This is a genomic window from Pseudomonas sp. ICMP22404 (assembly GCF_006227205.1).
Classification (GTDB): Bacteria; Pseudomonadota; Gammaproteobacteria; order Pseudomonadales; family Pseudomonadaceae; genus Aquipseudomonas.
In genome coordinates, this window is the sequence record NZ_VCNG01000007.1 from 222,441 (window position 1) to 243,990 (window position 21,550).

General features: G+C 59.7%; 18 protein-coding genes. 12 read left to right on the top strand and 6 right to left on the bottom strand.

What is annotated here, in order from left to right:
- Positions 1 to 157: 157 nt before the first annotated feature.
- Positions 158 to 556, top strand: coding sequence for a type II toxin-antitoxin system death-on-curing family toxin (locus FGE05_RS14770; RefSeq protein WP_024778922.1), 399 nt, complete (start codon positions 158 to 160; stop codon positions 554 to 556).
- Positions 557 to 984: 428 nt separating this feature from the next.
- Here the strand turns inward: FGE05_RS14770 and FGE05_RS14775 are convergent, their stop codons facing one another.
- Both FGE05_RS14775 and treR read right to left on the bottom strand, forming a co-directional pair.
- On the bottom strand, positions 985 to 3,057 hold the full coding sequence (locus tag FGE05_RS14775; protein WP_139645998.1) for a TerD family protein: 2,073 nt from the start codon (positions 3,055 to 3,057) through the stop codon (positions 985 to 987).
- Between the two features lie 279 nt (positions 3,058 to 3,336).
- Positions 3,337 to 4,041: a trehalose operon repressor gene (treR, locus tag FGE05_RS14780; RefSeq protein WP_139646000.1), complete on the bottom strand. Its 705-nt coding sequence runs from the start codon at positions 4,039 to 4,041 to the stop codon at positions 3,337 to 3,339.
- 246 nt (positions 4,042 to 4,287) lie between these two features.
- Here treR and treP point away from each other — a divergent pair, with 246 nt between their 5' ends.
- From treP to tadA, 10 genes are all read left to right on the top strand, one after another.
- The gene (gene treP, locus FGE05_RS14785; protein WP_139646002.1) at positions 4,288 to 5,730 is read left to right on the top strand and encodes a PTS system trehalose-specific EIIBC component; all 1,443 of its coding nucleotides are present in this window, start codon (positions 4,288 to 4,290) and stop codon (positions 5,728 to 5,730) included.
- Positions 5,731 to 5,781: 51 nt separating this feature from the next.
- A complete protein-coding gene (gene treC, locus FGE05_RS14790) occupies positions 5,782 to 7,425 on the top strand; it encodes an alpha,alpha-phosphotrehalase (RefSeq protein ID WP_139646003.1) in 1,644 nt (547 codons plus the stop codon).
- A gap of 139 nt (positions 7,426 to 7,564) precedes the next feature.
- On the top strand, positions 7,565 to 8,788 hold the full coding sequence (locus tag FGE05_RS14795) for a carbohydrate porin (RefSeq protein WP_139646005.1): 1,224 nt from the start codon (positions 7,565 to 7,567) through the stop codon (positions 8,786 to 8,788).
- 72 nt (positions 8,789 to 8,860) lie between these two features.
- Complete coding sequence (gene ptsP / locus FGE05_RS14800; protein WP_139646007.1) at positions 8,861 to 11,395, top strand: phosphoenolpyruvate--protein phosphotransferase; 2,535 nt, start codon at positions 8,861 to 8,863, stop codon at positions 11,393 to 11,395.
- A gap of 2 nt (positions 11,396 to 11,397) precedes the next feature.
- Positions 11,398 to 11,685, top strand: a complete 288-nt coding sequence (locus tag FGE05_RS14805; RefSeq protein ID WP_139646009.1) for a PTS transporter subunit EIIB — start codon at positions 11,398 to 11,400, stop codon at positions 11,683 to 11,685.
- A gap of 105 nt (positions 11,686 to 11,790) precedes the next feature.
- Positions 11,791 to 12,198, top strand: a complete 408-nt coding sequence (locus FGE05_RS14810; RefSeq protein WP_139646011.1) for a DUF6632 domain-containing protein — start codon at positions 11,791 to 11,793, stop codon at positions 12,196 to 12,198.
- A gap of 234 nt (positions 12,199 to 12,432) precedes the next feature.
- On the top strand, positions 12,433 to 12,708 hold the full coding sequence (locus FGE05_RS30120; RefSeq protein ID WP_139646013.1) for a hypothetical protein: 276 nt from the start codon (positions 12,433 to 12,435) through the stop codon (positions 12,706 to 12,708).
- Positions 12,709 to 12,712: 4 nt separating this feature from the next.
- A complete protein-coding gene (locus tag FGE05_RS14820; protein ID WP_139646015.1) occupies positions 12,713 to 13,237 on the top strand; it encodes an AlpA family transcriptional regulator in 525 nt (174 codons plus the stop codon).
- A gap of 153 nt (positions 13,238 to 13,390) precedes the next feature.
- Complete coding sequence (locus tag FGE05_RS14825; protein WP_139646017.1) at positions 13,391 to 14,767, top strand: multicopper oxidase family protein; 1,377 nt, start codon at positions 13,391 to 13,393, stop codon at positions 14,765 to 14,767.
- Entirely contained in the window at positions 14,767 to 15,264 is a 498-nt protein-coding gene (gene tadA, locus FGE05_RS14830; protein ID WP_139646019.1) for a tRNA adenosine(34) deaminase TadA, read from the top strand. The genes FGE05_RS14825 and tadA overlap by 1 nt, the downstream gene beginning before the upstream one ends.
- A 126-nt stretch (positions 15,265 to 15,390) precedes the next feature.
- Here the strand turns inward: tadA and cmoB are convergent, their stop codons facing one another.
- Both cmoB and cmoA read right to left on the bottom strand, forming a co-directional pair.
- The gene (gene cmoB / locus FGE05_RS14835) at positions 15,391 to 16,347 is read right to left on the bottom strand and encodes a tRNA 5-methoxyuridine(34)/uridine 5-oxyacetic acid(34) synthase CmoB (protein WP_139646021.1); all 957 of its coding nucleotides are present in this window, start codon (positions 16,345 to 16,347) and stop codon (positions 15,391 to 15,393) included.
- Complete coding sequence (cmoA, locus tag FGE05_RS14840) at positions 16,344 to 17,087, bottom strand: carboxy-S-adenosyl-L-methionine synthase CmoA (protein WP_024778935.1); 744 nt, start codon at positions 17,085 to 17,087, stop codon at positions 16,344 to 16,346. Before cmoA ends, cmoB begins: the two co-directional genes overlap by 4 nt.
- A gap of 301 nt (positions 17,088 to 17,388) precedes the next feature.
- Between cmoA and FGE05_RS14845 the strand changes: the two genes are divergently transcribed.
- On the top strand, positions 17,389 to 18,348 hold the full coding sequence (locus FGE05_RS14845) for an omptin family outer membrane protease (protein ID WP_139646023.1): 960 nt from the start codon (positions 17,389 to 17,391) through the stop codon (positions 18,346 to 18,348).
- Positions 18,349 to 18,413: 65 nt separating this feature from the next.
- Here the strand turns inward: FGE05_RS14845 and FGE05_RS14850 are convergent, their stop codons facing one another.
- Positions 18,414 to 18,806, bottom strand: a complete 393-nt coding sequence (locus tag FGE05_RS14850; RefSeq protein WP_139646025.1) for a protease inhibitor I42 family protein — start codon at positions 18,804 to 18,806, stop codon at positions 18,414 to 18,416.
- Between the two features lie 204 nt (positions 18,807 to 19,010).
- A complete protein-coding gene (gene lon / locus FGE05_RS14855; RefSeq protein ID WP_139646027.1) occupies positions 19,011 to 21,425 on the bottom strand; it encodes an endopeptidase La in 2,415 nt (804 codons plus the stop codon).
- Positions 21,426 to 21,550: the final 125 nt, after the last annotated feature.

A 21,550-nucleotide genomic window follows, 5' to 3' on the forward strand; every position in this document is an offset into this window, starting at 1 on the left:
TGAACACCTATGGTGTATCCATAGTAGAGAGGCCTAAAATTAAAGCTACCAAGAAGCTGGATTTGGGTGGCGATTTGGGTAAGCAAATCGTTTATTCAGAAACCAAGCTCGTTCTCAGAACTCACAAGAAGACCTTTCAGAAGCTGGCTGACATGTAATGGAATTGATCTTCTTTCCATTTGAACGGGTCATTGAAATAAACACTCAGATCTTGACTACCGAGCCCGGCATGAAAGGGGCAGTTAATATTCCGGTCTTGCAAGGCGCGCTGGCCCGAATCGACAATGCGATCGCCTATAATGGCCTCGACGATGTATTTGAAATTGCCGCCAAGTACACTGCCAGTATCGCGCGAGGCCATGCACTGCCTGATGCTAACAAGCGCACCGGGCTTGCAGTCGGCTTGGAGTACCTTTCGCTCAATGATTATGAAATTACCCTGGACAATGATCTGCTAGCTGATGCCGTTAGGGATTTGGTCACCGGGGATATCAATGAGCATGATTTCGCTGATATTCTTTACTCCTGTTTTAGCGCTTCTCAAAATCAGGCTTAGTACTAGGAAGACCTGTCAGGTTCACTGACTTGATTCGCCGTAGTCATGATGAGGCAAGGGTAGAGATTTTCAGGCTAATCCATCATATACAGCTGAGCTGCTGGCTGAAGTTGTACATGACGGCCATGCAGACGATTGCCCGACCGTTCCCCAGGCTAACTGGACAGTTGGAAATAGTCATTTTTGTACGCATCTCTTTTTCATAATCCTATTTATCTGACTTAAACCATCAATTAACAAGATCAGGCGTCTTGGACCCTTCCGATCTCGGCGGTTATTGGAGAGGATGAGGGCGAGCGTCACGGCTAGGATTGGATGCTGGACCGAAGATCGATGCCTGTGATGTAGGTCGTACGCGAGCAAGTAGACGGCCTTACCGAATGGTGTGAGTCGTGCTTTGGATGTCAGAGTTTGACCAGCTTTAGATGTTAGAGAAACTGGGATCGGATCAAGCCCGTATCGAACGGCGTTATTCCTTGATCAAGCGCAAATACTGTCTGTGCCTGTTGCGACGAAGCCACCCGTTCGCCTCGTGCTCGTGCATGTAAATCGAACAACGTTTCCAAATCCGGCCGTGGTGTATGCACCAACGCCCGCAGCATCAACGATATCCCACTCAGGTTGTTCTGGACGTTGTTCCACCGAGGCGATGACGTGAGTCCCAGATCGGCCCAAATCACGCGCCGCTCCTGCAAGTCCATCACGAATGGCAGGCAGATCACGGTGTTGGATGCGATATCGATACGGTCGATCACGGATCGCGGTTCGAATACTTCACCCGATGCCGTGTCGACACGGGCCATCCAGCCAGCGAAGCATTCGGGAAGATCGCAGTACGCCTGTCCGGTGAAGCAGTTGATGGACGTAACGACGTAGCGGATCCCCTTCTCGACGAGGGTATCGATGTCGAGGTCGATGAACTCCGAAGCTCCGTCGGGCGCGTCAACAATGTCGCCGCTGTGGTAGCCGCCGAAACCCTTCAAGTTGTAGTACGCGACTGTTTGCATGAACACGAAGTTGGTATCGAAAAAAGCGGCGGACAAGTCGATGTCCGTGCGTTCACGGCCGTTCTTCCACCATAGGAACAGGCGAATGAAGCGCGTGTCAGGCATAGGTAACCGACTGCCTCGCACCAGTGTACGTAATGACTTCGATGCGGCACGCTGAGCCAGCGGGACCTTATATTCGCGAAGCGCGGTGTCGATGAAAGTGCGACCGAGAGGCGGCAACGAAGCAAAGCGCGTCACGAGAGCGTCCTGGCAGATTCGGCCTGCGCGTGCCAACACCTCGGATGTAAGAGGTTCACGCCGATCCTCGATACCGTAGACCTTGGCCAATGCCCCTTTCGGCGTAAAGGCCCGCAAGGACAGGGGGCGCGGGGCTCGTACCTGGGCCAGTACCTGCAACAGGATAGGTGTGGCCACTTGTGTTGCGACAGCCTCGAACGCGTCGAGTACCGAGCCTGCTTCGGTCGCGCGGCGCAAGGTTACATCCAGCCGTCGTGCGAATTCACCAGGACGAGTCTGTAGCAAGGGCGTAAGCGCGGTGATCTGACGCTGGGCAAGCAATGTTTCAACACGCGATCCAAACGAGGCCGGCGGGTCGTTGCGACGCGCTGCCGTGATGGCGGCGAATGCTTGTGGATATTTATTGGGGTACTCGCCCGGATGCAATACTTCGGCCAGGCGTTTCCAGCGTTCGGCATGCCGCATCACGTCTTCCGCAGCGTTGGGTGCGCGATCGAGCAGGCGCAACAGCAGACGGCGCATTGCGCGTTTCATTGCTGTGAAACGTGTCGAAGCTGTTGCCAGGGACACGTCTCCTCCACTCAGTGCGACCGCCAGTCGTAGCACATCTGTTGCAGTTTCGACGTTTCGCTCCAGGAATGCACCCACCCGTGCATCGCGAGCTACATACTGGATCAGTGCGCCGCCAACCAGTGCGCGAACCTCCCGGAATGGTATGGCCTCGGGCAGTAGACGGAACACATCGTTCTTGTATTCCCGGATAAACCAGATGACATCGGCAGTTTCCTCCTCGGAGAGTGAGGTACGCGATGAAACCAGGGGCTCGAGCAGTGACTCGAACTCAGAGACGCTTCCCGGTTCGATAATCCGGGAGATCAAGTTTCCTTCGAGCATCGCAGGTCGAGCTTGTTCTATCGATGGTAAACGTTGAAGCGTGAGGTAATGCATTACGGCGGTCAGGTACAACTCCGCCTCGCAGGCTGTTAGAACTTGTTCGGGGAAGTCAGGATAAAGCGGCATGTGGTGCACATGAGCGCCGGTCTGTTGGCGAAGCACTCCGACAACTTCGTGTAGCCAGTGCGAGAGCTCTGTCGATGACAGCATGCCGATTTGCTCAATCAGCGGCTCCGACAGAGCGCATCGGAATGCCGCGACCTCCTGGACAGCGGACGCGACCTGAGCGCGCGTTGCACCGCCGGCGCCCATGGGGACGTGAACCTTGGTACGGCGACGCAGGAACAGCTCCTGATTCATGCTTGATCAACTCCATTGGTCGCCGCTTCGAATGAAATGCTTCATTCGTAGTGTCTACAGTCGACGTAAAAACGCCTGCAAGTAGCAGGCGTGAAGTGGAGAGCGGAACCCCTAAGTCATAGGAGGTAAGAAGGAAGGTGTTCCATAGCCACGTCGGCATTCTATGAAAGATCGCCCCGCGTGTCAGGCCGTTACATACCTTGAAACGTACTCCCAGCTGCTCATCTCGGTCAGTACACAAAGAACCGTGCGAACCTGCGTTCACACTGTTTTTTCCTTTCAGCGCCGCGCCACATCCGAGAAATAGAACTTGTCGAGGGTATGCCGTGATTCGGTGTATTCGAACTGCCGGCCGTCCTGAAGAAAGGTCTGGTTGCTGACCACGATGACATGGCTTTGGCCGTCGAGGTCGAGGTGTTGCTGGTCGTCGTTGCTGCACCGGACGGCTTCGATGGTGCGCTGGGCATAGGCGATCTGCAGTTGCAGGGTCTGTTCGATGTGGGCATAGATCGATCGCTCGGCGATCTCGCGGGTCAGGTCGGGGATCACGTCGCTGACGAAATGGTTGATGTCCAGGATCACCCGTTTGCCGTCGATTCTTCGCACGCGCTTGATGCGCGTCACCTGGCTGCCAGCGGGGGCCTTGATGTGTTCGAGCAACGCACCTTCAAGCGGCAGTTGGCTGAACTCGACCACTTCAGTGCGGACGTCATCGCCCAGGCGCGGGTACGTCTCCTGGAAGCTGACAATGCCGCCGAGCTGGAATTCGATAGGGGAGGTGGACAGTACAAAGGTGCCCTTGCCATGGATCTTCTGGGCGAAACCGCGCTCCTGAAGCTGTTCGATCGCCTTGCGCACGGTGCCCCGACTGGCTTGGTAGCTGTCCATCAATTCGGTTTCGGAAGGCAGGCGGGCGCCACGCTCCAAGCGTTCGGTGGTGATGCTGGCGAGCAGGTCGCTGTAGATCCGGTTGTATTTACTCATGGAAATGGCTCTGTAACGCGCGGTACACCGGGGGCGGAACCTTAAGGGTGAAGTGGGGGGCTTGTCCAATTCACTGTGGTTTTTTGCAGCAAGGAGCGTAGGGCGTTTCGCGATGATAGTGGAGTACTTAAATAAAAAAACACAACTCGTCTGTACGAGTTGTTGATTTAACTCGTACAGACGAGTATTTTTTCCTTCCATGTGCTGTCGACTCTCAATAACAACAACGACGCGGAAGAAAAAAGCATGAGCCACGATTACCCCAGAATCGCCAGCGAGCTGCTGCAAAGCCTCGGCGGCGTCGGCAATATCGAGCAGGCAGCCCATTGCGTGACGCGCCTGCGGCTATCCCTCAAGGATGCATCACAGGTGGACAGCGCAACATTGAACCAGGTCGACCTGGTCAAGGGTTCGTTTTTCACCGGCGGCTTGTTCCAGGTGGTCATCGGGCCGGGCGAGGTGGAAAAGGTCTACGCCGCCTTGCGCGAGCTGACAGGCCTGGCCGCCGCGACCATCGCCGACGTCAAGCGCCAGGGCGCACAGAAAGGCAACGGCATGCAGCGCCTGGTGCGGGTGCTTTCCGACGTGTTCATGCCGATCCTGCCCGCGCTGGTGATCGCCGGCCTGCTGATGGGCGTCAACAACCTGCTGGGCGCCAAGGGCATGTTCATTGCCGACCAGACACTGCTCGACGCGTATCCGAACCTGGACGGTGTCTGGAGCCTGATCAACCTGATGGCCAACACTTCCTTTGTCTTTCTTCCGGCACTGGTGGGCTGGTCGGCGGCCAAGCGTTTTGGCGGCAGTGAGATCCTGGGCATCGTGCTCGGGCTGATGCTCGTTCACCCGGACCTGCTCAATGCCTGGAACTACGGCAAGGCCGTGGCGGGGCTGGATGGCCAGAGCTTGCCGTACTTCGATATCTTCGGTTGGTTCCGGATCGAAAAAGTCGGTTACCAGGGACAGATCCTGCCGATCCTGTTGGCCGCCTTTGTCATGAGCGTGATCGAGCGTTGGTTGCGTGCCAGGGTGCCCAACGCTATCCAACTGCTGGTCGTGCCGATTACCACCATCGTCGTCACAGGTGTATTGGCGCTGGCGATCATTGGACCGGTCACCCGGCACCTGGGCATCCTGATTACAGAAGGCATGGTGGCGTTGTTCGATCTCGCGCCGGTGATCGGTGGGGCGATCTTCGGCCTGTTATATGCACCGCTGGTGGTGACCGGCATGCACCACATGTTCCTGGCGGTGGATCTGCAATTGATCTCGACACAGGGCGGCACCTTCATCTGGCCGATGATCGTCATGTCCAACCTGGCCCAGGGTAGCGCGGCGCTGGCGGTGTTCTACATGACCCGCAATGCCCGGGACAAGAGCATGGCTTCCACTTCGGCCATTTCCGCCTACTTCGGTATCACTGAACCGGCGATGTTCGGGGTCAACCTGCGCTACAAATTTCCCTTCTACTGTGCCCTGGTCGGCTCGGCCCTGGGCTGCATCTTCCTGTCGCTGAACAAGATCAAGGCTTCGGCCATTGGTGTGGGTGGCTTGCCGGGTTTCATTTCGATCGTTCCCGACTACATACCGATGTTCGTGATCGGCATGGTCATCGCCATGACCGTGCCCTTTGCGCTGACCTGCGGGTTGAGCATGAAGATCGTCCGCCCCGGCTATCGCGTCGCCTGACAACCGGACTGTCCACGATGGGCCATGGGCCCGCACTGAAGGAATCGCGTCATGCAAGACTGGCAACGCTCCGTGATCTACCAGATTTATCCGAAGAGTTTCTACAGCCACGGCGGTCAGGCGACCGGTGATTTACTGGGGATCGTGGACAAGCTCGATTATCTGCACTGGCTCGGAGTGGATTACCTGTGGCTGACGCCGTTCCTGCGTTCGCCACAGCGCGATAACGGTTATGACATCAGCGACTACTACGCCATCGACCCCAGCTACGGCACGATGGCTGACTGTGAGCTGCTGATCGCCGAGGCCGGCAGACGCGGTATCAAGTTGATGCTCGATATCGTGGTCAATCACACGTCCATTGAGCATCCCTGGTTCCAGGCCGCCCGCAGCAGCCTCGACAACCCGTACCGCGATTTCTACATATGGCGCGACCAACCGAACAGCTGGGAATCCAAGTTCGGCGGCTCGGCCTGGGAATACGAGGCGCAGACCGGCCAGTATTACCTGCACCTGTTCGATCACACCCAGGCCGACCTGAACTGGGATAACCCTCAGGTGCGTGCCGAAGTGTTCAAGATGATGCGCTTCTGGCGGGACAAGGGCGTGGGGGGCTTTCGCCTCGACGTCATCAACCTGATCTCCAAGCCGGCGGATTTTCCTGATGACCACACCGATGGCCGGCGTTTCTATACCGACGGCCCGAACGTACATCATTATCTGCAGCAAATGCACCGGGAGGTCTTTGAAGGTTTCGACCTGATCAACGTGGGCGAGATGTCGTCCACCACTCTCGAACACTGCATTCGTTATTCGTGTCCGGATTCGCGCGAGTTGTCGATGACCTTCAATTTCCACCATCTGAAGGTGGATTATCCGAACCTGCAGAAATGGGTGCGAGCCGACTTCGATTTCTTCCAGCTCAAACGCATCTTGTCCGACTGGCAGACCGGCATGCAGGCCGGTGGCGGTTGGAACGCGTTGTTCTGGTGTAATCACGACCAGCCGCGGGTGGTCTCTCGCTTCGGAAATGACGGCGAGCACCGGGTGGCTTCGGCGAAAATGCTGGCCACCGCGTTGCACTTCCTCCAAGGCACGCCCTTCGTGTATCAGGGCGAAGAGCTGGGGATGACCAATCCGGGCTTTGATCACATCGACCAGTACCGCGACGTCGAGACCTTGAATATCTTTCGTCTCCAGCGTAACGCCGGGGTGCCCGAAGCCGAGGCCATGGCGGCGATCATGCAGAAGTCGCGGGACAACGGGCGTACACCAATGCAATGGACGGCCGGACCGAACGCGGGTTTCAGCCAGGCCGAGCCCTGGATCGGCGTGCCGGCCAATGCTGCCTTCATCAACGTTGAACACCAACTGCAAGACCCGACATCAATACTGCATTTTTATCGACAGCTGATCACCCTGCGCCGTAGCGAAGCCTTGATCCAGGAGGGCGTCTACCGCCTGTTGTTGCCCGACCACCCCTTCGTGTGGGCCTACCTGCGCGAGGGGCAGGGGGAACGTCTGCTGGTCATCAGTCATTTCCACGGCGGTGACTGCGAGGTTGAGTTGCCCGATGGGATCATCACCTCCGACATGAAGCAACGATGGGTGATCGGTAATTACGACCGAGAGCACCGTGATCGACGGTTGCGCCTGCGACCCTACGAGTCGTTCGTACTGCACCTGAGCGATTGAATCAAAACCCTTTCCGACCCAGGCATCGCCTGACAGCGACCACGTTGCGTTCGACGCACCGTGCGGCTCTCTATCGCCCATTCGTTGGCAGGGAAAGGGGAAAGCGCAGCAAAAAACAATAAAAAACAAGGAGCGGCATATGAGAACAACAATAAATCGAGGCCTCGCGGTGTCCTGCATCTGCCTGGCATTGCCATTTCCAACCCAGGCGCTGGAGTTTTCCGGTTACTTGCGCAGCGGCGTCGGCAGTGCAACCAATGGTCGATCGCAATCCTGTTTCCAGTTGCCAGGAGCGCAGAGCAAGTACCGATTAGGCAACGAATGCGAACAATATGGCGAGTTGGAGCTGCGCCAGGACCTTTTCACCCTCGATGATGGTTCGGTGTTGAGCGTGGATGGCATGGCGTCGCTGTACAACCGCTACGATCGCACGCCGACTTTCCAGGGTGACAACGGCGCCGCGCGGATGCCGCAGATGTATGCCCAGTGGTCGAACATGCCCAGCCTGAACGGCGGGTCGCTATGGGCCGGTCGGCGTTACTACAAACGTAACGACATTCATATTTCCGATTTCTACTACTGGAACCAGAGTGCCACCGGGGGCGGGATCGAGGACGTACTCATTGGCGGCCTGAAATACAGCTACGCCTTCTCGCGCAAGGACAACCTGTATCAGAAAGACCCGGTCAGTCGACATGATTTCAACGTGGCCGGTTTCAGGACCAACCCCGGTGGTGAGTTGGAACTGGGCTTGAGCTTCATCGATCAGGCGGACCGTCGTGATGCCCATCGTGGCTGGGCCCTGACCGCCCAGCATGTGCAGCAGGCCTTTGTGGGTGGCAAGAATAAACTGGCTTTGCAATATGGCGAGGGGCCCGGCACCGGGCTGGGGTATACCGGCGATACGGGCCTGGACGACAGCAACAAGAGTTATCGTCTGGTTGAATTCTTCGATTGGCAGGTCACGCCGCGTTTCGGCGGGCAGGTAGAGGCGGTTTATCAGAAGGATATCCGCCGCGATGGCGGCGACCAGGACTGGGTGTCGCTGGGGGTTCGCCCGGCCTACGCCATCACCGACCAGTTCAAGCTGGTGGCTGAACTGGGCCACGACCAAGTGCAGGCGAGTGACGGCACGCGCAAGCTGAGCAAGTTTACCTTTGCACCCACCTGGTCGCCCAAGGGGCCGGAATTCTGGGCCCGACCGGAGATACGGCTTTATTACACCTACGCCAGCTGGAACGAAGCGGCCCAGCGTGCAGCCAACCAACTGGCGGCGGGGTCGGCATTGTCCGACACCGGCGCATTTGACAGCGCGCGACATGGCTCCAACGTGGGCGTGCAGATCGAATACTGGTGGAAGTGACCCGTGTAGTGCGTGTCGGCGGGCCCTTCATAGCCGCGATGCCAACAAGAATAGACAGCAGCAGGTGAAGTCATGAACACAACGCAACCCTTGCAATTGCTCGCGCCGTTATCCGGGGTCCTGATGCCTTTGGACAATGTGCCGGATCCGGTCTTCTCCAGCCGTATAGTGGGAGATGGGATCTGCATCGACCCGACTTCCCAGACCCTCTGCGCACCGTTGGCTGGTGTCGTCGGCACGCTCCAGGGCAGCGGCCATGCGCTGAGTATCACTGGGGACCACGGCGTTGAGGTGCTGATGCACATTGGCCTGGACACGGTGAACCTGGCGGGCAAGGGCTTTACTCCCCGGGTGGAGGCGGGTCAACGCGTCGAGGCGGGGCAGCCCCTGATCGATTTTGATGCCGACTACATCGCCCTGCATGCACGGAGCCTGTTGACGTTGGTGCTGGTGGTCAGCGGCGAGCCTTTCAGCGTGTTGGCAGACCAGGCTGCCTGCGTCGAGAGTGGCGACCCGCTGCTGCAAGTCAGCCTGGATGAATCAAGACCTGCCGAGGATGCACAACAGGGCTCGGCGCTGTTTTCCAGGCCATTGATCGTGCCCAACGAATGTGGCTTGCATGCTCGCCCTGCCGCGGTGTTCGCCGAGGCGGCCAAGGGATTCGACGCAGACATCTGCCTGCATCGGCAGCAGGCCGGCGCCAATGCCAAGTCCGTGGTGGCGATCATGGCGCTGCAGACGGCCAAGGGCGACAGCGTGCAGATCAGTGCCGCCGGCCCCCAGGCCAGGCAAGCCATCGAAGCCTTGGAACACCTGTTGCTTTCGGGGTGCGGCGAAACGGTTGGCGTGCCATTGGCGCTGGTGTCGTCCCACGTCTCCGAACCGTCGATGTCGGGCCGGCTGCGAGGTGTCTGCGCTTCGCCCGGCCTGGCGTTTGGCGAGGTGGTTCAAGTTGCCTCGCAGGTGCTGGACATCGACGAGGCGGGCCTCGGGATTCAGGCTGAACAAGCGGCTCTGGACCAGGCGCTGGGCCAGGCGGCTGAAGCGTTGAGGACTTTGCAAAGCGAAGCGGCGGGCAGTGTCCAGGCGCAGATTTTTCGAGCTCATGAAGCGTTGCTGGAGGACCCCACCCTGCTGGAGCACGCCCAGGCCCTTGTCCTCGAAGGCAAGAGTGCGGCATTCGCCTGGAACGCGGCTACAGAAGCCACCGCTGCACTGTTCCAGCAATTGGGTAGCGCGTTGCTGGTCGAACGGGCAATGGACCTCGCCGATGTCGGGCAACGGGTGCTCAAGTTGATCCTGGGGGTGCAGGAACGCGCCTGGACATTGCCCGAGCGTGCGATCCTGGTGGCTGAGCAACTGACACCCTCCCAGACCGCCAGCCTGGATACCTCGCGAATAGCCGGTTTTGTCACGGTCGATGGCGGTGCGACCAGCCATGTGGCAATCCTTGCCCGAGCGCTGGGCTTGCCGTCGTTGTGTGGCATGCATGGACAGGTGCTGGCCATCGCCAATGGCACCCAGGTGTTGCTGGATGCCGACGGCGGCGAATTGCATTTGAATCCTGATCAGGCCCGGATCGAACAATTCCGCGCCCAGCGTGACGAGCAGCGTCAGCGCCGCCAGCGAGACCTCGAACAATCGGCCCTGCCGGCCCGAACCCTCGACGGTCATCGAGTGGAGATCAGCGCCAATGTCGGTTCGCTACGGGACGTGGAGCAGGCCATGACCCTGGGAGGTGAAGGGGTGGGGCTGCTTCGCTCCGAACTGCTTTACCTGGATCGCTCGCAACCACCGGGGCATGACGAACAAGCAACGCTGTACAGCGCCGTCGCCCGAGCGCTGGGCCCGGAGCGCAACCTGGTGGTGCGCACCCTGGACGTGGGTGGGGATAAGCCATTGGCCTATGTACCGATGGAGCGCGAGGCCAATCCGTTCCTGGGCATGCGCGGGATTCGCTTGTGCCTGGACCGGCCACAACTGTTGCGTGAGCAGTTCCGGGCGATACTCGCCTGCTCCGGAATGGCGCGCCTGCACATCATGCTGCCCATGGTCACCCAATTGTCGGAGTTGCGTCTGGCGCGGCGGATACTGGAGGAAGAGGTTGGCAGCCTCGGCCTGAAAGAGCAGCCGAAGCTGGGGATCATGATCGAGGTCCCGGCGGCGGCCCTGATGGCTGATCTGTTTGCCCCCGAAGTGGATTTCTTTTCCATCGGCACCAACGACCTGACCCAGTACACCATGGCCATGGACCGAGACCATCCACGCCTGGCCAGCCAGGCCGACAGCCTGCATCCCTCGGTGCTGCGGCTGATCGCTCGTACCGTCGATGCCGCGCATGCCCAGGGCAAATGGGTCGGGGTGTGTGGCGCACTGGCATCGGAACCCCTGGCGGTACCGGTGTTGCTGGGGCTTGGTGTGGATGAACTCTCGGTCAGCGTGCCGTTGATTCCGACAATAAAAGCGTGCGTGCGTGAATGGGACCTAAGTGAATGCCGCAGGCTTGCCCAACAGGCCCTGGGGCGGGAAAGCGCCGAACAGGTGCGCGCTATCCTGCGTACGCATTCATCCACGGTCGACCCGGCCACACTGGTCATGGAGCACTGAACATGTTTGACAAACTGCAGCGGACATTCTGGAAAGCCCTGACCCCGGACCTGGTGCCGGATGAGCCCAAACTGGCGACATCGGTTGCTGGTGTCGCACCGGCTATCGTCGCCGCATTGGGCGGCGCGGATAATCTCAAGCGCCATCAGGCCGTGGCATTGACGCGACTGCGAGTGGAGTTGCGGGATGTTGCCCGGATAGACCGGTCGGGGTTGAAGGCCGCCGGGGTGGCTGGGGTGTTGTCGCTGGACAACGGCGTGGTACACCTGATCACCGGTTTGCCATCCTGAGCCGCCAAGACGGCTGGCGGTAGGCTCGGGCACGTAGCCGAGGCGAGATCTATACTGACGCACGTCCAGTTTTGGCGACGGTCCCGCCGCCATAAGGAGCCCGTCATGAACGACACCCAAAGACTCGCCGCCCTGCGCATGGTTTTGATCGTGGTAGGCCTGATCTCCGTGTTTGCGATCGGGCCGCTGATGTTGCTATGGCCGTCCGGTTGGACATGGCACAGCGGTCATTCCGACTATCCGCTGATGATCGTCGGCCTCTACGCGACCCTCGGCGTGTTCCTGCTGAGAGCTTCACGGGATCCGCTGAAGCACCTGAGCCTGATCTGGTTCACGGTCTGGTCGAGCGTCGTGCATGGCGCGATCATGGCCGTGCAGTCCTTTGGTGTCGGGATGGACGGCATGAGCCATTACGGCCACTTGCTCGGCGATGTGCCTGCGCTGTTCGTGGTCGCGGCGGCGCTGGCGTTCTTCACACCCCGTGGCGAGAAGGCGCGTTTACTGGCGGGGTGATCCTTGTGTTGCGGTGTACCTGAAAAGCCCTGTGGATAACCTCTCCAGGGCTTTTTAGTGGCCGTACTGTTTTTCCACAGCGCTCTTCTGCACCTGACAGCGAAGCCGTCCGGTACCGTCACCTTTCGCTACGATTCGACCCTCATCGGTGCGCCGGGAATGCCTATCATCCAAGGGAATGATCTGGTTGTCATTTGACAACCAGGCAGGTCATGCGAATACTGGAGAGCACTGATGATTCGTCCCTCGCATCCGAAAAAGGAAGTCGAAGAAACGCTGAAGCATGCCGAAGCGTTGGGGTGGCGCATAGAGGTCGGTGGTGGTCACGCCTGGGGGCGGGCTTATTGTCCGTATAACGACGAGGAGTGTCGTTGCGGTGAGTTCTGTATCACATCGATATGGAGCACGCCGAGAAACCCTGGCAATCATGCGCGAGCATTACGACGCGTCGTGGACAATTGCACTACCCATCGCAATCGTTGCGAGGCTGATGACGATGCTGAGGAGTAAGACAATGGAATATACCTTTACCCTGAAATATCAGCTTGCTGACGATGACCGTACCTCGGATGAACTGGTGGAGCGGCTGGGGGTAGCGGGCTGCGACGATGCCCTGGTAGGCATAGGACAGCCGGGACGGTTGGCTCTCGAATTCACACGCGATGCTCCTGATGCGATTAAGGCTGTGCTCAGCGCTTTGAGCGACGTGCGCCGTGCGGTGCCATCGGCCAGGCTGATTGAGGTTGCTCCTGATCTGGTTGGGCTAACCGACGTAGCCGAGATCGTCGGCGTGTCTCGGCAGAACATGCGCAAGTTGATGTTAGCCCACCCGAGCAGCTTCCCGACGCCCGTACACGAGGGCAGCGCGTCTATCTGGCACTTGGCGGACGTTCTGACCTGGCTGCAGAGCAAGGGCAGCTATTCGCTTACCCGGAATGTGTTGGACGTGGCCCAAGCAGCCTTGCAGGTCAACGTTGCGAAAGAAGGCCGACGCTTACCAGGATTGGTTTTCAAGGACTTGGAAGCTTTGGTTGGCTGACAACCTGGGATGAGGGCGCCGTGAGGCGCCTTCATCCCATCTGGCGGGGCCGACGCGACAATCCTTCACTTAATCTTTCTCAATTGCAGGTGTATCGTATTCGCCTTTTGCGGACCTGTCGGTTCGCCGCGGATTCAATAGGTGGTTGCATTCATGTCGTTTACCCGTCGCCAAATACTCGGTGGCCTGGCCGGTCTTGTTGTCGTGGGCGTTGGCGCGGGAGGCGCATCGCGGTATTGGTTGGGCAAGCGGGCGGATGCCGAGGCTGGCCATGACTATGAATTGATTGCGGCGCCTTTGGACGTCGAGCTGGTGGCCGGGCACAAGACCCAGGCCTGGGCCTTTGGGCCATCAGCGCCGGGTACCGAGTTGCGGGTGCGACAGGGCGAGTGGTTGCGGGTGCGTTTCATCAACCACCTGCCGGTTGCCACCACCATTCACTGGCATGGGATCCGCCTGCCGCTGGAGATGGACGGTGTGCCATACGTCTCGCAACTGCCGGTGCTGCCGGGTGAATACTTCGATTACAAATTTCGCGTGCCGGACGCCGGCAGCTATTGGTACCACCCCCACGTCAACAGCAGCGAAGAGCTGGGGCGTGGATTGGTAGGGCCGCTGATCATTGAAGAGCGCGAGCCCACCGGTTTCAAATACGAAAAGACCCTGAGCCTGAAGAGCTGGCACGTGGATGAGCAGGGTGAGTTTGTAGCGTTCAGCATCCCTCGCGAGGCGGCCCGTGGCGGGACGGCCGGGCGACTGGCGACCATCAACGGCGTGCCGGAGGCGGTGATCGACCTGCCGGCCGGGCAGATCACCCGGGTGCGCCTGCTCAACCTCGACAACACGCTGACTTACCGGATCAACATTCCCGGTGTCGAAGCGCAGATCTATGCCCTGGACGGTAATCCCATCGAACCGCGCCCGCTGGGCAAGGAGTACTGGCTTGGCCCGGGCATGCGCATCTGCCTGGCGATCAAGGCCCCGCCGGCCGGGGAAGAGTTGTCGCTGCGCAACGGCCCGGTGCGCCTGGGCACCCTGCGCTCGGTGCCCAACGATGACGCGCCGACCCCATGGCCACCCGCGTTGCCGGCCAACCCGGTGTCCGAGCCGGACCTGGCCAATGCCGAGAAACTCAACTTCAATTTCGAGTGGGTCGGTTCGGTGTCGGTTGACACGGACAACGGCAAGCCGCCGAGCCTGTGGCAGATCAACGGCAAGGCCTGGGATATCACCGACAAGACCTGTGCTGACCGGCCGATTGCCACGCTGCAAAAGGGCAAGAGCTACATTTTCGAATTGAAGAACATGACCCAATACCAACATCCGATCCACTTGCACGGCATGAGCTTCAAGGTGATCGCCTCCAACCGGCACAAGGTCATTCCGTATTTCACCGACACCTACCTGCTGGGCAAGAACGAGCGGGCCCAGGTAGCGCTGGTGGCGGATAACCCGGGCGTGTGGATGTTCCACTGCCATGTGATCGACCACATGGAAACCGGCCTGATGGCCGCCATCGAGGTGGTGTGATGCGCCAGATTCGTCCTGCCCGGATCATCGACCGCAGTCGCGACCAGGACTTCATGCGCGAAGCCCTGGCGCTGGCCGCGCAAGGGGCGGCCCTGGGCGAGGTGCCGGTGGGCGCGGTGCTGGTGCAGGACGGCGAGATTATCGGGCGCGGCTTCAACTGCCCGATCAGCGGCCACGATCCCAGCGCCCACGCGGAAATGGTCGCCATCCGCGCCGCCGCCCAGGCCGTGAGCAATTATCGCCTGCCCGGCAGCACCCTCTATGTGACGCTCGAACCGTGCAGCATGTGCGCCGGCCTGATCGTCCACTCCCGCGTCGCCCGGGTCGTCTACGGCGCCCTGGAGCCCAAGGCCGGCATCGTGCAGAGCCAGGGGCAGTTTTTCAGCCAGGCGTTCCTGAACCATCGGGTAATGTTCGAGGGCGGGGTATTGGCGGAGGAATGCAGCACGGTGTTGAGCGAGTTCTTCAAGGCGCGCAGGGCCAAATCCCAGGATTGAACACCCCCCGCCTTTGTGGGAGCGAGCCTGCTCGCGATAGCGGAGCGTCAGTTAACACACCTTTGACTGATTCACTGCTATCGCGAGCAGGCTCGCTCCCACAGGGATGGGGGTTGTTTGATCTATTTATTTACGCGCCACAATCACCGCCCGCATCGGCGCCGGCAAGCCCTCGATGGTCTTGCTGTGGTCGTCGGGGTCGAGAAAATCGCTCAGCGACTGATACTTCATCCATTCCGTGCTGCGTTGTTCTTCCACGGTGGTCAGGCTCACGTCCACGCAGCGCACATCGCTGAAACCAGCGCGGCGCAGCCAGCGTTCCAGGGCTGGCACCGAAGGCAGGAACCAGACGTTGCGCATCTGCGCGTAGCGGTCCTCGGGCACCAGCACCTGGTGCTCGTCGCCCTCGATTACCAACGTTTCCAGCACCAGCTCACCACCCTTGACCAGGCAGTCCTTGAGGGCCAGCAGGTGTTCGATGGGGGAGCGGCGGTGATAGAACACGCCCATGGAAAAAACCGTATCGAAGCCTTCCAGGTCCGGCGGCAGGTCTTCGAACGGGAATGGCAGGTGCCAGGCATTGGGTTGGGAAAGGTAGCGTTGCACCGCCTGGAACTGGCAGAAGAACAGCCAGTTGGGGTCGACGCCGATTACCGTGTCGGCCCCGGCACCAAGCATCCGCCACATGTAGTAACCGTTGCCGCAGCCCACATCGAGAATGCGCTTGCCCTTGAGATCCAGGTGCGGCGCCACACGCGACCACTTCCAGTCCGAGCGCCATTCGGTGTCCACGTGCACGCCAAACAGGTCGAACGGCCCCTTGCGCCATGGCGACAGGCCCATCAGTGCGGTGCGCATCTGCGCGCGGGTTTCATCGCTGCAATCGGTATCGAGGGTCAGCCCGTTCAACAGGTCGATTTCGCTCGGCTGCAACACCGGCAAGGCGTCGAGGGCGCTTTGCCAGCGTTCCAGGTCGCCATGGCCCTTTTCCATTTTGGTGTCGAGTTGCATCTGCAGCGTCGCGGCCCAATCGGCCAGGGGCGTGCCGGCCAGGCGGCGGGCGAGGGGGGACAGATCAATCATGGCAAGGCTATCAACGAGGCGAAGTTAAGACATTGGAACCACGGCACGACTTTCGAGAACCCGGCCGCCAACAGGCGTTCGCGGTGTTCTTCGAGGCTGTCGGGCTTCATGACGTTTTCGATGGCGCTGCGTTTCTGGGCAATCTCCAGCTCGCTGTAGCCGTTGGCGCGTTTGAACGCCACGTGCAGGTCGGTGAGCAATGCGTGCTCCTGCGCATCGTTGAAGCGCAGCTTTTCCGACAGGATCAGCGCGCCACCGGGCAGCAGGGATTGGCGAATGCGGCTCAACAAGGCCGTGCGCTGATCCGGTGCGATGAACTGCAGGGTGAAGTTCAGCGCCACCACCGAGGCCGGCTGGAACTCCAGGGCCAGGATGTCGCCCTCGATCACCTCCACCGGCAGAAGCTCCTGGAACATCGAGTCCTGGCCGTTGAGGTATTCGCGGCAGCGCTCGACCATGGCCGCCGAGTTATCCACAGCGATCACCCGGCAACCGTCGGTGCGCACATGGCGGCGCAGGGCCTGGGTCACAGCGCCCAGGGAGGAACCCAGGTCATAGAGCACGCTGCCCGGCTGGGCGAATTGCGCGGCAAGCACGCCGAGGTTTTCGACAATGGTCGGGTAGCCTGGCACCGAACGCTTGATCATGTCCGGGAACACCCGCACCACGTCCTCGTTGAAGGCGAAGTCAGGCACTTGGGCCAGGGGTTGGGCGAATAGGCGATCAGGGTCGTTGCTCACGGCGGTTCCAGCGGTAGGGTGAAAAGGCGGGCATTTTAGCCAATTAATGCGCTAAAGCGTGATCTTTGATCGACGCCCGGACCCGCCCTCATGCTCATTGGCTCCACGGGGGCCTGCGACAGTCCGGTCGAGATGAATAGCGTGCAACTTCCAGGCACATTTTGTTTAGCGGTGTTTTCGATTCGTTTCTTGCTGAATAAAGTTGCGTTGATATAAAAAGCGCAACTTCAAAAGCGACTGTCGATGTGCATGCAATTGCAAGAGGCGGCGGAACTAAATTAACTCATCAGGGAAGTTGTAGATGTTTTTACAAGGGGCGAAAGCAGCTGGGCGAATTCATTTTTTTATATTTGCAACAGTCGCGACGGTTGCGCTTCCAGTCGCTGCTGATAGCACGAGGGATTTGTACGTAAATGAGAAAGTTACGCTTGGCATCAATGCAGGCGTTCTGAGCGGTCAGACCCACGAGCGGGTCTACGCGCCCGAGGAGGGCGGGAGGAGGATCAGCCAGCTCGACTGGAAGTACAACAATGCTGCGGTCATCAAAGGCTCTCTCGATTGGAACGTGCTGCCTTGGATGTCACTAGGGGCGTCGGGTTGGACGACCGTCACCAGCACGAACGGTTACATGAATGACGATGACTGGGTCGATGCCTCCCAGAGCCAATGGACAGACCGCGCCGTCCACCCCAACACAACCCTGAGGCATGCCAACGAATTCGATGTTAATCTCAAGGGGTGGCTATTGAACGAACCTGTTTATCGCCTGGGCCTGATGGCTGGGTACCAGGAACGCCGCTTCAGCTTTACCTCCGAGGGGGGATCCTTTAGTTACAACAGCGGTGCATACACTGGCGAGTTCCCAGCGGACGTAACGATCATTGGCTACAAACAGCACTTTAAAACTCCGTATGTTGGATTGGTCGGCAGCTATCGATACAAGCGTTTCGATATGGAGGGGGTGTTCAAGTACAGTCGCTGGGCTTCTGCCACTGACATTGATGAGCACTACCTGGCTGATAAGACGTTTGTCGGCAAAACAAAGCATCAACAGTATTATTCGTTGGGAGGAAAGTTGGGCTATGACATGACCGCCAACACGAATGTTTTCGTGGAGAGCGCGTGGAGTCGCACACGGAATAAAAAAGGCAGCCTTACCGTCAAGAATCGTTCCGATAACTACCGCGATAGCTACACCGACTCCGCAGGCATCGAAAGCTCCAGCGTCATGACCACCATCGGGCTGAAATACGTTTTTTGAACAAGACGCGGCGCTGCATCGTGAAGCCAGGCGCGCCCATCAGCACGAGGGCGGCCGGGCCGTTCTCACTTCACCGCAATGGCACAGTCGAAGGTTTCCACGGGCGGTACTTCGGGGGCCCAGGGCTGTTGATAAGTCAGGCGCAACCGCCCGGTACCGGTGGCGAATGCCTGGAAGCGCCAGGTCGACACACCAGCGGCGCCGACGATGCCGGCATCTTCCGGATTGCGGTAGACCTCGGGCCCCAGCGTTTTCAACACGCCGCCCGCTGAATCCTGGATGGCCCAGCGGTACCCGGTGGTGGGGTTGCTGGGCAAGCTGAGGATCATGTTCTGCCCGTTGTTGAGCCGCACCGGGCATTCGCTGAGTTTCTCCACGGTCACGTTGTTTTTCGGTTGCGTGGCGCAAGCGCTCAGCAGGGCAAGGCTGACGGGGATAAGCAGGCGGGTGAGAGACATGGGGGCTCCGGCATTCACGACGAATGGGGAGCATAACCGAGATGCTACGGGGTGTGTCAGGTGGGCATAGGTTGTTGCTGGTGACATCATCGCGGGCAAGCCTTGCTCCCACAGAACAGAGTGTGGGTCACAATTTCTGTGAACAACACCCATCCCCTGTGGGAGCAAGGCTTGCCCGCGATGGGGCCAGGGCAGACATAACCCTCAGAACAACACCTTCGCCACATCCGCAAAGCGCTTGGCAAAGTGCACCGTGACGCCTTCCTTCAGATAGTCCGGCAGTTCTTCGAAGTTGCCCCGGTTGGCTTCCGGCAGGATCAACTCGAGGATTTTCTGCCGGCGCGCTGCGATGACTTTTTCACGCACCCCGCCAATCGGCAGTACATGCCCGGTGAGGGTCAGCTCGCCAGTCATGGCGACACCTTTCTTCGGTGGCTGGTTGCGGGCCAGGGACAGCAGGGCGCTGGCCATGGTCACCCCGGCGCTCGGGCCGTCCTTGGGCGTGGCGCCTTCCGGCACATGCAGGTGGACGAAGGCTTCGTCGAAGAACTTCGGATCGCCGCCGAATTGCTGCAGATGCGAACTGACATAGCTGTGGGCGATTTCCGCCGACTCCTTCATCACGTCGCCCAGTTGCCCGGTGAGCTTGAAGCCGCGATTGTGGGTGTGGATGCGCGTCGCTTCGATCGGCAGGGTGGCGCCGCCCATGCTGGTCCAGGCCAGGCCGGTAATCACGCCGATGCCGGACAGTACCTGCTCGTTGCGGAACACCGGTTTGCCCAGGGACGCCTCAAGGTCTTTCGGCCCGAGCTTGATCACGGCGTTTGGCTCGTCGATCAGCTTCATCACCGCCTTGCGCACCAGTTTGCCCAGTTGCTTCTCCAACTGCCGTACCCCGGCTTCGCGGGCGTAGCCGTCGATCAGGGCCTTCAAGGCACTGTCGCTGATGCTCAGGCTGCCTTTGGACACCCCGGCCTTGGCCAGTTGCTTGGGCCACAGGTGGCGCTTGGCGATGGCGACCTTTTCTTCGGTGATGTAGCCCGACAGGCGAATCACTTCCATCCGGTCCAGCAGCGGGCCGGGGATCGAATCCAGGGTGTTGGCGGTGCACACGAAGAGCACTTTGGACAGGTCCAGGCGCATGTCCAGGTAGTGATCGAGAAACTCGACGTTCTGCTCCGGGTCGAGGGTTTCCAGCAAGGCCGAGGCCGGGTCGCCCTGGTAGCTCTGGCCCATCTTGTCGATCTCGTCGAGCATGATCACCGGGTTCATCACTTCGACGTCTTTGAGCGCCTGCACCAGTTTGCCCGGCTGGGCGCCGATGTAGGTGCGCCGATGCCCCTTGATCTCGGCTTCGTCGCGCATGCCGCCCACGCTGAAACGGTAGAACGGCCGGCCGAGGGATTCGGCAATGGACTTGCCCACGCTGGTCTTGCCCACGCCCGGTGGGCCCACGAGCAGCACGATGGAGCCGCTGATCTCGCCTTTGTAGGCACCCACGGCGAGGAATTCGAGGATACGGTCCTTGATGTCGTCCAGGCCGGCGTGGTGCTGGTCGAGCACCTTGCGCGCGTGCTTGAGGTCGAGCTTGTCCTGGCCGTATACGCCCCACGGCACCGAGGTTGCCCAATCGAGGTAATTGCGGGTGACGGCGTATTCCGGCGAACCGGTTTCCAGGATCGAGAGCTTGTTCATTTCCTCTTCGATGCGCTTCTGGGCCTGGGCCGGCAGCACCTTGCCTTCCAGCCGCTGCTCGAACTGCTCGAGGTCGGCGCTGCGATCATCCTTGGTCAAACCCAGTTCCTGCTGGATGACCTTGAGCTGTTCCTTGAGGAAGAACTGGCGCTGATGTTCGCCGATCTTGCTGTTGACCTCAGCCGAGATCTCTTTTTGCAGCCGCGCGACTTCCACTTCCTTGCGCAGCATCGGCAGCACTTTTTCCATGCGCTTGAGCATGGGCACGCAATCGAGCACTTCCTGCAGTTCATTGCCGGTGGCGGAGGTGAGTGCGGCGGCAAAGTCCGTCAGCGGCGACGGATCGTTGGGGCTGAAGCGGTTAAGGTAGTTCTTCAGTTCTTCGCTGTACAGCGGGTTGAGCGGCAGCAGTTCCTTGATCGCATTGATCAGCGCCATGCCATAGGCCTTGACCTCGTCGGTCGGCTCGCTGGGCTGGTGCGGGTATTCGACTTCCACCAGGTACGGTGGGCGGTGGTGCTTGAGCCAGGTGCGGATACGCACGCGGGTCAGCCCCTGGGCGACGAACTGCAACTTGCCCGCTTCGCGACTGGCGTGGTGCACCTTGACCAGCGTGCCGTACAGCGGCAGCGCCGACGTATCGAAATGGCGCGGGTCTTCCTGGGGCGTATCCATGAAGAACAGCGCCAGGGAATGATGTTCGGACTTGGCCACCAGTTCCAGGGTTTCGGCCCAGGGTTCTTCATTGACGATAACCGGCAGCACCTGGGCCGGGAAGAACGGGCGATTGTGGATGGGGATGATATAGACCTTGTCCGGCAGGTTCTGGCCGGGCAGGGCCAGGCCGGTGCCGGAGGCGGTGTGCTCGATATGTTCGGGGTCAGCGTATTCGTTCGTGGCTTCTGTAGAGTGCTGGTCGCTCATGGGGCACCTGCGCAATGGAGTATGGAGCTTAGATGGGGCAGGTGGGGGGTGGTTTCAATGGTAGGCGATTGTTAGCGGCTATTTCATGGTGTGCTGTTCAGCGTTGTGACAGGTGCTGTGGCGAG